Source organism: Hungatella sp. L36 (assembly GCF_014288035.1).
The window spans coordinates 1-10,870 of sequence record NZ_JACOPC010000006.1 but is presented as its reverse complement, the minus strand read 5'-3'; the positions used below and the strand labels follow the sequence as shown (position 1 = coordinate 10,870).

Annotated in this window: 12 protein-coding genes; all 12 read left to right on the top strand. The window is 49.7% G+C overall.

Features of this window, described 5'->3' with window-relative positions; translation table 11 throughout:
* Nucleotides 1-18: 18 nt before the first annotated feature.
* The 12 genes from H8S80_RS15640 to H8S80_RS15585 all read left to right on the top strand — a co-directional run bounded on the left by H8S80_RS15640 (nucleotide 19) and on the right by H8S80_RS15585 (nucleotide 10,225).
* The gene (locus H8S80_RS15640; protein WP_002604009.1) at nucleotides 19-270 is read left to right on the top strand and encodes a DUF4321 domain-containing protein; all 252 of its coding nucleotides are present in this window, start codon (nucleotides 19-21) and stop codon (nucleotides 268-270) included.
* A gap of 48 nt (nucleotides 271-318) precedes the next feature.
* Entirely contained in the window at nucleotides 319-1,014 is a 696-nt protein-coding gene (gene radC, locus H8S80_RS15635; protein ID WP_002604010.1) for a RadC family protein, read from the top strand.
* On the top strand, nucleotides 1,015-1,962 hold the full coding sequence (gene mreC / locus H8S80_RS15630; protein WP_117633333.1) for a rod shape-determining protein MreC: 948 nt from the start codon (nucleotides 1,015-1,017) through the stop codon (nucleotides 1,960-1,962). It begins immediately after the preceding gene.
* A gap of 45 nt (nucleotides 1,963-2,007) precedes the next feature.
* Nucleotides 2,008-2,526: a rod shape-determining protein MreD gene (gene mreD / locus H8S80_RS15625; RefSeq protein WP_002604012.1), complete on the top strand. Its 519-nt coding sequence runs from the start codon at nucleotides 2,008-2,010 to the stop codon at nucleotides 2,524-2,526.
* Nucleotides 2,519-5,383, top strand: a complete 2,865-nt coding sequence (locus H8S80_RS15620; RefSeq protein ID WP_002604013.1) for a penicillin-binding transpeptidase domain-containing protein — start codon at nucleotides 2,519-2,521, stop codon at nucleotides 5,381-5,383. Before mreD ends, H8S80_RS15620 begins: the two co-directional genes overlap by 8 nt.
* A gap of 31 nt (nucleotides 5,384-5,414) precedes the next feature.
* Nucleotides 5,415-6,080 (top strand): septum site-determining protein MinC, encoded by a 666-nt coding sequence (locus tag H8S80_RS15615; RefSeq protein ID WP_002604014.1) that lies wholly within the window; start codon nucleotides 5,415-5,417, stop codon nucleotides 6,078-6,080.
* Nucleotides 6,081-6,113: 33 nt separating this feature from the next.
* A complete protein-coding gene (gene minD, locus H8S80_RS15610) occupies nucleotides 6,114-6,905 on the top strand; it encodes a septum site-determining protein MinD (protein WP_117633334.1) in 792 nt (263 codons plus the stop codon).
* A gap of 10 nt (nucleotides 6,906-6,915) precedes the next feature.
* Nucleotides 6,916-7,194 carry a cell division topological specificity factor MinE gene (gene minE, locus H8S80_RS15605; protein ID WP_002604016.1) on the top strand — a complete coding sequence of 93 codons (279 nt, stop codon included), beginning with the start codon at nucleotides 6,916-6,918 and terminating at the stop codon, nucleotides 7,192-7,194.
* Nucleotides 7,195-7,196: 2 nt separating this feature from the next.
* A complete protein-coding gene (locus H8S80_RS15600) occupies nucleotides 7,197-8,327 on the top strand; it encodes an FtsW/RodA/SpoVE family cell cycle protein (RefSeq protein ID WP_002604017.1) in 1,131 nt (376 codons plus the stop codon).
* 14 nt (nucleotides 8,328-8,341) lie between these two features.
* Nucleotides 8,342-8,737 carry a methylglyoxal synthase gene (mgsA, locus tag H8S80_RS15595; RefSeq protein WP_002604018.1) on the top strand — a complete coding sequence of 132 codons (396 nt, stop codon included), beginning with the start codon at nucleotides 8,342-8,344 and terminating at the stop codon, nucleotides 8,735-8,737.
* Nucleotides 8,738-8,765: 28 nt separating this feature from the next.
* On the top strand, nucleotides 8,766-9,716 hold the full coding sequence (locus H8S80_RS15590) for a D-alanyl-D-alanine carboxypeptidase family protein (RefSeq protein ID WP_117633339.1): 951 nt from the start codon (nucleotides 8,766-8,768) through the stop codon (nucleotides 9,714-9,716).
* Nucleotides 9,717-9,805: 89 nt separating this feature from the next.
* The gene (locus H8S80_RS15585; protein WP_002604020.1) at nucleotides 9,806-10,225 is read left to right on the top strand and encodes a hypothetical protein; all 420 of its coding nucleotides are present in this window, start codon (nucleotides 9,806-9,808) and stop codon (nucleotides 10,223-10,225) included.
* The last annotated feature ends 645 nt before the right edge of the window (nucleotides 10,226-10,870 follow it).

The window sequence follows — 10,870 nt, the reverse complement described above, 5'->3', positions numbered from 1 at the left end:
AATGAGGGGTAGTAACAGATGAAACGTAAAAACTGCTGGGTACTGCTTCTTCTGGTGCTGACGGGGATTGTGCTGGGCGGATTTATCGGGACGATGGCTCAGGATGTATCCTGGCTGTCCTGGCTGAATTTCGGACAGTCCTTCGGATTCGATTCACCGCTCATTATTAACTTCGGTATTCTGGTCATTACCTTTGGCCTGAGTATCAAGATCACCATGGCAAGCATCATCGGAGTGGCATTGGCTCTCATTACCTATCGGTTCATTTAAATACATATGTCTTTGACACGTACCTGGAGAGTAACGGACAGGAGACATATGAACAGAATTACGATGAAAGACATACCGGCGGATGACCGGCCTTATGAGAAGTGCCTTCGGACAGGCCCTGAGGGGTTAAGCGACGGAGAACTTCTCTCCATTATCATCCGGACGGGATCCAGGGAAGACAGTTCCCTGGCACTTGCACAAAAGATACTGGCCTTAAATTACCCCAGCGAGGGTATTTTAGGGCTTTTGCATCTTTCACTCCCCGAACTGACTCAGATTAAAGGAATAGGAAGAGTGAAGGGGGCGCAGCTCCTCTGTATTGGAGAGCTGTCGAAGCGGATCTGGAAGAAGGCCGTGCTGGAAGACGTGGCCACCTTTTCCAACCCGGAAGACATCGTGAACTACTATGTGGAAGACATGCGGCACATGGAGCAGGAGCAGATCCGCATCATGCTGCTGAACACAAAGGGCGTGCTCATAAGAGATGTGCTGATTTCCCAGGGGACGGTGAACGCTTCCGTCGTTTCACCCAGGGAGATTTTTATTGAGGCGCTGAAGTACCACGCCGTGAATGTCATTGTGGTTCACAACCATCCCAGCGGCGATCCGGCACCCAGCCGGGAAGATATCACATTAACCAGAAGAATCATGGAAGCCGGAGAATTGATCGGAATCCGTATGTTGGATCATATTATCATAGGAGACAATTCCTATACCAGTTTTAAAGAACGGGGAATCATATAGATGGAATCGAAACGCAGTAAATACGTCCTGATTGCCTTAACGGTGATCTGTGTGCTTTTAATCGGCCTTACATCAATCCATGACGAGTGGCTGACGCCTTTGAGGACCGGAGTCGGGTACTTTCTGATCCCGGTGCAGTCAGGAGTCAATAAGGTGGGCTCCGCCATTTACGATGAAATCGTGGATTATACAAAACTGAAAGACGCTCTGGAAGATAACAAGGAGATGAAGGACATCATCACCCAGCTGACGGAGGAAAATACCAGGCTTCAGGCGGAGGAATTCGAACTGAAGCGGCTGAGACAGCTGTATGAGCTGGACCAGGAATACGGCCAGTACAATAAGGTCGGGGCCAGAGTCATCGCCAACGACTCCAGCAACTGGTTCCAGGTGTTCCGGATCGACAAGGGATCAAAGGACGGAATCGCCGTGGATATGAACGTGGTTGCAGGCGGAGGTCTGGTGGGAATCGTCACGGACGTTGGCGCCAATTACGCCACGGTCCGGTCCATCATCGATGATTCCAGCCGTGTCAGCGCCATGGCCATCCAGTCCGGAGACGGCTGTATCGTGGGCGGTGACTTGACGCTGTTTAAAGAGGGGCGGCTCCGCATCACCAACGTGCTGAAGGACAGCGACTTAAAGGATGGCGACAAGATCGTCACCTCCAACACCAGCTCCGTCTTTGTGCCGGGAATACTGGTGGGCTATGCCGCGGAGATTACCAATGACACAAACAATGTGACCAAATCGGGTTACTTAATTCCTGCAGCTGAATTTGACAGCCTGCAGGAGGTTCTGGTCATCACCGATCTCAAAGTGAAGATGACAGAGGAGACAGCCGCGGAAGACGGCGCCTCTGCCGAGACGCAGGCGGGAGAGAGTGAGACGAACGAGGCCGGGGAGACGGCGGCTTCTTCGGAAGAAGAGACTGCTGCGGCACAGTAGAAGCCATGAAGAATCGAAAAAACGATAACGAAAGGAGCGGCGGCGATGAAACGAATCATCTTTAATATTCTTATGATTATTCTGGCGTTTACGGTTCAGAACTGTATCTTCCCGCTGCTCCCGTTTCTCTCTGCATCTCCGAATCTGCTGCTGATTCTGACCTTTTCCTTCGGATTTATCCACGGAAAGGAGGCCGGTATGTACTACGGCCTTCTTTCCGGTCTTCTGATGGATTTATTCTACAGCGGCCCGTTCGGTTTTTACACGCTTATTTTCATCTACGTGGGATATGTAAACGGCATCTGCACCAAATACTACTATGAGGATTACATTACGCTGCCGCTTATTTTAAGCGTGCTCAATGACCTGGCGTACAATCTTTATATTTATGTGTTCCGGTTCCTGATCCGGAAACGTCTCGGAATCGGATACTACTTCATGAACTTAATGCTGCCGGAGATCATTTTCACGGTGGTGACAACACTGCTTATTTACCGTATTTTCCTGATGTTCAACCGTCATCTGGAAGAGATAGAAAAAAGAGGAGATTCATCGATTGTTTAGAGATTTATTAGACATCTTAAAAGACTTTTTGAAGAAAATCGCATCGTCAAGACTCCTTGTACTGGGAGTCATCTGTATAGCCATGTACGCAGGACTCGTCCATAAGCTGTTTAATTTACAGATCGTAAACGGAGAACAGGCGTTAAACGATTACATGCAGCTGACGGAGCAGACCCTTACCACAGCGGGAACACGCGGCAACATCTATGACAGGAACGGCAAGGTGCTGGCTTACAACAAGCTGGCTTATTCCGTGACCGTTCAGGACACCGGGGAATATAAGACCACGGCAGATCAGAACGCCATGTATCTAAGGCTGGTCCGAATCCTGGAGAAGCATGGGGAGACGGTACAGGGAAAGTTTGAGGTAGCCATCGACAGCAACGGAGATATGATCTATACTTCTTCCTCAGAGGCCGGCAGGAAACGCTTCCTGCGGGATTATTACGGCTTGAAGAGTGTAGATGAGCTGGATGATGAAGAGAATAAGTACCCTTCCGCGATCACGGCGAGAGAATTGTTTGAAAAGGCGTGTGCCACCGGCAAATTAACTGAGATGAAGGATTCCGACGGCAATCCGGTCACCATGACGGATCAGGAGGCACTGGATATCATCAATATCAAATACGCACTCCGTCTCATGTCGTTCCGTAAATACGAGGCAACGACGGTAGCGACACAGGTATCGGATGAGACTGTCGCGGATGTGCTGGAGCATACCGCAGATCTGGCAGGCGTCAACGTGGAGGAAACCACCATCCGGGCCTACAACGACAGTATCGCATTTGCCCCGATTATCGGCTATACCGGCAAGGTGCAGGAAGACCAGCTGGAGGAACTGAAAAAGAACCGTCCCGACTACGATGTGAATGACATCGTGGGAACCACGGGAATCGAGTATACGATGGAGCAGGAGCTCCAGGGGACGAAGGGCAGCAAGACCATCTATAAGGACAGCCGGGGCCGGGTCAGAGAGACGCTCGACGAGACCGAGTCGAGAGCCGGCAACGACATTTACCTTACGCAGATCGCAGGGCTGCAGACCGGTATTTACCATCTGGTCGAACAGTCCTTGGCCGGTGTTCTGTTAAAGAAAATTGAGCCCGGCGATGTGGAGATTACCAGCAGCACAGATGGATCGAACATGACGATCCCTGTTAAGGATGCGTATTTCCAGCTGATTAACAATAATATTCTTTCTCTGAAGCATCTCGAATCCGAGGAGGCCTCAGATGTGGAAAAGAATATTAACAGCAAATTCTTATCATCCAGGGAACAGATTTTTTCAGAACTGCAGAATGAACTTATGAGCAGCCATCCGGCTTCATTGAAGGATCTGGATCAGGATCTTGCTGCCTATATGTACTATATTTACACGTATCTGGCGAGTCCGACCGTGGGCATCATAAAGGAAGATTTAATCGACAAGACGAGCGCTGAGTATCTGGCATGGAAAGCGGATGAGATCAGTCTGCGTGACTACCTGTATTATGGAATCGCAAACGGCTGGGTGGATACCACAAAGCTGGAGACGGATTCCAAGTATTCCAATGCCGATGATACCTTTAAAGTGCTGGTGGATTATGTGTTTGCCCAACTGAAGGAAGACCGGAATTTTACGAAGAAAATCTACCGCTATCTGATCAATGACGATGTCATCACCGGACAGGAGCTCTGTCTGGCCCTGTTCGATCAGGGAATTCTGGAATATAACGAGGAAGATATCAACCAGTTAAAGGCGACAGGCGACGCCTATGCGTTCCTGATGAAAAAGATATCGACGCTGGAGATCACACCGGCCCAGCTGGCGCTGGCTCCGTGCAATGCAGGTGTGGTGGTAACGGATATCAAGACCGGAGAGGTTCTGGCCCTCGTGTCGTATCCTGGTTACGATAATAACCGGATCGGCGACAGCGCCTATTTCAGCCAGCTTCAGAATGATTTGTCACTGCCGTTGTATAACAATGCGACACAGGCCAAGAAGGCGCCCGGATCTACTTTTAAACCGCTTACAGCCGTTGCCGCACTGGAGGAAAATGCAATCGGAATCGAGGATACGATCGACTGTACCGGACGATATGAAGAGATCGACACACCGATCAAGTGCTGGATCTATCCGGGCCGTCACGGTCCGCTTAACATGGTTGGCGGTCTTCAGAATTCCTGCAACTTCTTCTTTGCGGACCTTGGACACAGGCTGTCCATGGATGCCGACGGCAACTACGTTCCGTCTCTCGGACTGGATAAGCTGCATAAATACGCAGCCCTGTTCGGACTGGATCATAAATCCGGCGTGGAAATCGACGAGCTGGAGCCTCAGATTTCAGACATCGACCCGGAGCGTTCCGCCATGGGACAGGGTAACCACGCCTATACCAATGTACAGTTATCGAGATATGTGGCGGCGATCGCCAGCAGGGGTAATGTATTCGAACTCAGCTTACTGGATAAGACAACCGATTCTGAAGGTAATCTGATTAAAGATTATACCCCTGAGATTTCTTCTCATATTGACGCGGCGGATTCAACGTGGGATACTGTACAGCAGGGAATGAGGGAAGTTATCGCCAGTGGTACGGCGAAGAAGCTGTTTGCCGATTTGGAGGTTCCGATCGCCGGCAAGACCGGTACGGCCCAGGAGGCAAAAAATAAGCCTAACCACGCGTTCTTTATTTCCTATGCGCCATATAACAATCCGGAGATCTGTGTTACCGTGAACATTCCGTTCGGATATTCGGCTTCCAATGCCGCGAATATAGCAAAGAGCGTGTATCAGTACTATTATGGAGAGATTGATTTGGAATCGATCCTGAGTGCCGGTGCGCGTGATGCGGCGAATGTCACGATTCGCGATTAAGAAGGGTGAGAGAAAAGGTCAGGTGGATATGATGCATAATACCGTAGTGATTAAAAGCAACAAGGCGGGTATGACCGTATATCTGGAACCGGAGGTCCCGTTTCAGACGCTTCTTGCCGATATCGGCAGGAAGTTCGGGGACAACACGAAGTTCTGGGGCTCGGCCCAGATGACGCTGACGCTGGAGGGAAGAAAACTGACGGCGGAAGAGGAATTTGCGGTTGTAAACCAGATTATGGAGAACTCCAATTTAGAGATCGTCTGCCTCGTTGATACGGACGCTAACCGCATCGAACGCTGCGAAAAAGCACTGAATGAGAAACTGATGGAACTGTCCTGCCAGACGGGACAATTCTTTAAAGGAAATTTACAGGACGGAGAGACGCTGGAATCGGAAGCCAGCATCATTATCATCGGAGATGTGGAACGAGGCTCCAAGGTTATGGCGAAGGGGAACGTGATCGTTCTCGGCGCGCTGTACGGCACCGTATGCGCGGGTGTTGCGGGCAATGAGGGCGCTGTGATTGTGGCGTTGACCATGGCGCCGACGCAGCTTCGCATCGCAGACTGCACCTCACGGCTTGACGGCCGTGGGAAGAAGCTGGGCCGCGGACCGATGACCGCTTCACTGGATGGAAATAAAGTCTCTATCAAACCAATGAAAAAAAGTGTGGAAATATTCCGAAAATTAATGTAGAATAGAATATGGATTGAATCAGGAGGATATGAGATGAGTGAAATCATTGTCATTACTTCCGGAAAAGGCGGGGTAGGCAAGACAACAACCTCTGCCAATGTTGGTACCGGCCTGGCCATTCTGGGGAAAAAGGTAGTTCTTATCGATACAGATATAGGACTCAGGAACTTAGATGTGGTCATGGGACTGGAAAACCGCATTGTCTACAATCTTGTAGATGTGGTAGAAGGCAACTGCCGTATGAAGCAGGCCCTGATAAAAGACAAAAGATATCCAAATCTGTTTTTGCTTCCATCGGCTCAGACCAGGGACAAGACCTCGGTGAATCCGGGCCAGATGGTGAAACTTGTTGATGATCTGCGGGAAGAGTTCGACTATGTACTTCTGGACTGCCCGGCTGGCATCGAACAGGGGTTTCAGAACGCCATCGCCGGCGCCGACAGGGCGCTTGTGGTAACGACACCCGAAGTATCGGCGATCCGTGATGCGGACCGCATTATCGGGCTCCTGGAAGCCTCCGGCATGAAAACCATCGATCTGGTGGTGAACCGGATCCGTATGGATATGGTGAGACGCGGGGATATGATGTCCCTCGATGACGTGATGGACATTCTGGCCATTGATATCATCGGTGCAGTCCCGGATGACGAGGACATCGTCATATCCACCAATCAGGGAGAGCCTCTGGTTGGCATAGGAACACCGGCCGGACAGGCTTATATGGACATTTGCAAACGTATAACCGGCGAAACGGTGCCGCTTTTGAATATGGCGGCGCGTGGAGGGTTTTTCTTTAAGCTTTCCAACCTCTTGAAGAGAGCGTAGGAGGGATGAGATGAGCCTGTTTCCTGTATTCCGTAAGAAGAATTCAGGAGAGATTGCAAGAAATCGTCTGAAACTTTTGCTGGTTGCGGACAAGGCGGACTGTTCTCCTGAAGTGATGCAGATGATAAAAGACGACATGATCCATGTGATATCGAGATACATGGATGTTGATTCCGACAGAATAGAGATACAGATGACGAAGATGAAGCAGCCGGACTGTGACAGCTATATGCCGGTGCTTTATGCGAACATCCCTATTCGCGATATACCTGACAAGGGGATATACTGACTATGTTTTTTGACTACAATTTTAAATACTATAATTACCGTTTGGTTCTTTACATGGTGGCGTTATCCGTCATTGGGATTCTCGTGGTTGCAAGTGCATCCGGACAGGATTCCTCGACGGTTACAAAACAGATAATCGGTATCCTGGTGGGATTTGCCCTGGCCATAGGGCTTTCCATCATCGATTATCATAGAATTATTAATTTATATGCGCTGGATTACGCAGTATGCATCCTTCTTTTAGGTGCGGTGCTGGTGATGGGTCACACGGCAGGCGGAGCCACAAGGTGGATCGACGTTCCGGGTATCGGCCGGATACAGCCTTCCGAATTCGTGAAGATTGGGCTTATTGTATTCTTTTCCTGGTATTGGAATAAATATCAGGAAAAGATGAATATGCCTGTTATGGTGGGGATCGCGGCCATACTGGCCGTAATACCCATCGGTCTTATTTTCGCGGAGCCGAACTTATCCACCAGTCTGGTTGTCATTGTCATCATACTCTGTATGGTGTATACAGCTGGCATCAGTTACCGCTGGATCGGCGGCGTGCTTGCGGTTGCCATACCTGCAGGCGCATTATTTATCTATCTGCTGACGCAGGGGTTGATCCCCTTTATCCACGATTACCAGGCGAGACGTATTCTGGCGTGGATCTATCCGCATGCGGAACAGTACGCGGAGAATATGTATCAGCAGAAGAATTCTATCATGGCAATCAGTTCCGGACAGCTTCAGGGGAAGGGACTTTTTAATACGACTATCGCATCCGTAAAGGATGGAAACTGGCTGGGCACCACCGGAGAGACAGATTTCATCTTTGCAATTATCGGAGAGGAGCTGGGCTTTATCGGCGGGGTAACCGTCATTGTGCTCTTCGGTCTCATCGTATTTGAATGTCTGCGCTTGGCGTACAAATCCAGAGACATGGCGGGGCGGCTGATCTGCACCGGCATGGCGGCGCTTATCGGATTTCAGGCTTTTGCCAACATCGCCGTAGCGACACAGATTTTCCCCAATACCGGCCTGCCGCTTCCGTTTATCAGCTCGGGAGTCAGTTCCCTGATCAGCATCTTTATCGGGATGGGCCTTGTTCTGAATGTTGGATTGCAACGCAAAATTGGTAATTATTAAGGAGGTATATCGTTATGAATATAGGATTAGTTGCACATGATTCAAAGAAAAAACTGATGCAGAACTTCTGCATCGCCTACCGGGGGATTTTAAGCAAGCACACCCTGTACGCGACAGGGACCACTGGCCGTCTGATTGAAGAGGTCACGAATTTAAATATCCACAAGTACCTGGCTGGTCATTTAGGCGGTGAGCAGCAGCTGGGAGCCCAGATTGAGCACAACGAGATCGATCTGGTGATCTTTTTGAGAGACCCGCTCTCATCAAAGGCTCATGAGCCGGACCTCGTTAATATCATGAAAACCTGCGACATGCACAATATCCCGCTGGCAACAAACCTGGCGACCGCAGAACTCTTAATCAAGTCTCTGGACCGCGGTGACTTAGAGTGGCGTGAGATGTATAAGTAGGAGTCTGTAAGTGAAAAAGAAAATTACGATGAAAGCCGGCTGCGCGTTTTTATGCGTGACCATGCTGTCGGGCTGCTCCAGCTTAAAAAAACTGGATAATCCCTATGACTTCGCGCAAAGGACGGCTCTATATGAAGGAACTGCGCTATCGGACAGGGCAGAGAGTTTTGCACATAATCTCTGTGTCGTCACGGCGGACACTCCATCCACAGATCAGGCGGTTACCGCGGAAGCGGCGGCGGTCTTTGACCTGTCGGATAAAACGGTGATTTTCGGAAAGAATCCCTTTGAAAAGCTGTATCCGGCCAGCATCACCAAGACGATGACGGCTCTGCTGGCGATCAAATACGGGAATCTGTCCGACGAGGTAACGGTACCGGAGGAAGCGGTGATTACGGAGAGCGGTGCGACCTTATGCGGCATCAAACCGGGCGATAAACTGACTATGGAGCAGTTGCTCTACGGTCTTATGCTGCCTTCCGGCAATGACGCCGGCGCTGCGATTGCAGTCCACATGGATGGCAGTATTGAGAAGTTTGCCGACCGTATGAATGAAGAGGCGAGAAAGCTGGGAGCGACAGGGACACATTTCGTCAATCCCCATGGCTTAAACGATGAAAACCACTATACGACCGCATACGATCTGTATCTGATTTTCAATGAGGCCATGAAATATCCTGATTTCAGGAAGGTGATCGGTACGTCATCCTATGACGCTGTCTACGCGACGGCCTCGGGAGATACGCTGACAAAGACCTGGAAGCAGAGCAACTGGTATATGACCGGTGAACGGGATATGCCGGAAGGACTGACTGCGCTGGGCGGCAAAACAGGCACGACAAAGGCTGCGGGAAGCTGTCTGATCATGGGCAGCAGCGGCTCTTCAGGGATGGAATATATTTCCGTTGTCTTAAAAGCCCCTGATAGAACGGGCCTTTACGATAATATGTCAAATATATTGAATAAAATTGTAGATTAGTCGTTGCGTTTTATGGGGATTTGTACTATAATTACTTTAATATTAATAGACTTTTTATACAAATCATATAACTCAAGGAGGAGATCGCTATGGTGCAGATAATAGCAGGAAAAAAGGGTAAGGGGAAGACAAAACATCTGTTGGATAGGGCCAATTCCGCCATCAGGGATTCCAAGGGATCCATCGTCTATTTAGACAAGAGTTCCAAACACATGTATGAGTTAAGCAACAAGATTCGTCTCATTAATGTCAAAGAGTACCCGATTGAATCGAGCGAAGGATTTATTGGTTTTATCTGTGGAATCATTTCACAGGATCACGATTTGGAAATGATGTTTTTAGACAGCTTTTTAAAACTGTCCTGTTTAGAAGGTGAAGATATTACAGACACCATCACGACTTTGGAAAGAATCGGTGAAAAGTATCACGTGACCTTCGTTCTCAGCGTATCCATGGACGCAGAGAATCTGCCTGAGAACGCGCAGGCCGATGTGATTGTTTCATTATAATCATACATAAAGGAATTGTGGGCGTATCTGACAAATGCTGAACTGAATGGCATTTGCGGGTACGTCCCTTTTTTGTGGAGGAAGGGATGCGGACTTTTGCATAGGGGATCGGGGAAAAGGGAGAGCGGGCGGCAGGGAGGGAAAGGTTCAGGGATTCCGAGGGGGTGGGACTAAGGGCGAACAGCCCCCTCCGCAGGGGTCCCGGGCAATTCGACCGAACGCCTGATGCGTTCGCTCTCAGTGCCCGCAAAATCGCGTCCTGAAAACGTGATTTTGCCCCTGCTCCGGCGGCTGTTCGCCCTAAGTCCCACCGACCTCTCCATCATTCACCTTTCCCTCCCTGCCGCCCGCTCTCCCTTTTCCGGTCAGGCTGTGAAAAAGTCCGCTGTGTACTGGCTCCACAAGGAGTGAAAAGACATCATTGGACACCCATTATGGAACTGGCTGTAAAAAACAGATTTCTCCTGCACGTTGTACGTTTAACTCACCTTTTGCGAGAAAACACAGGTTCTTACTGATTTTGGGGTAACTTTTTTTCACCTTGTGGAGCCAGTAATCAGCGGACTTTTTCACAGCCTAGCCGGAAACGGAAGCGGGGGCGACAGGGAGGGAATCCCTGAGCGGTTCCCTCCCTAGATCGGAAGA

Excerpts from the sequence above, each read along its gene's own strand:
- H8S80_RS15640 (WP_002604009.1), top strand. The coding sequence starts at position 19 with ATGAAACGTAAAAACTGCTGGGTACTGCTTCTTCTGGTGCTGACGGGG.
- radC (WP_002604010.1), top strand. The coding sequence starts at position 319 with ATGAACAGAATTACGATGAAAGACATACCGGCGGATGACCGGCCTTAT.
- mreC (WP_117633333.1), top strand. The coding sequence starts at position 1,015 with ATGGAATCGAAACGCAGTAAATACGTCCTGATTGCCTTAACGGTGATC.
- mreD (WP_002604012.1), top strand. The coding sequence starts at position 2,008 with ATGAAACGAATCATCTTTAATATTCTTATGATTATTCTGGCGTTTACG.
- H8S80_RS15615 (WP_002604014.1), top strand. The coding sequence starts at position 5,415 with ATGCATAATACCGTAGTGATTAAAAGCAACAAGGCGGGTATGACCGTA.
- minD (WP_117633334.1), top strand. The coding sequence starts at position 6,114 with ATGAGTGAAATCATTGTCATTACTTCCGGAAAAGGCGGGGTAGGCAAG.
- minE (WP_002604016.1), top strand. The coding sequence starts at position 6,916 with ATGAGCCTGTTTCCTGTATTCCGTAAGAAGAATTCAGGAGAGATTGCA.
- H8S80_RS15600 (WP_002604017.1), top strand. The coding sequence starts at position 7,197 with ATGTTTTTTGACTACAATTTTAAATACTATAATTACCGTTTGGTTCTT.
- mgsA (WP_002604018.1), top strand. The coding sequence starts at position 8,342 with ATGAATATAGGATTAGTTGCACATGATTCAAAGAAAAAACTGATGCAG.
- H8S80_RS15590 (WP_117633339.1), top strand. The coding sequence starts at position 8,766 with ATGAAAGCCGGCTGCGCGTTTTTATGCGTGACCATGCTGTCGGGCTGC.
- H8S80_RS15585 (WP_002604020.1), top strand. The coding sequence starts at position 9,806 with ATGGTGCAGATAATAGCAGGAAAAAAGGGTAAGGGGAAGACAAAACAT.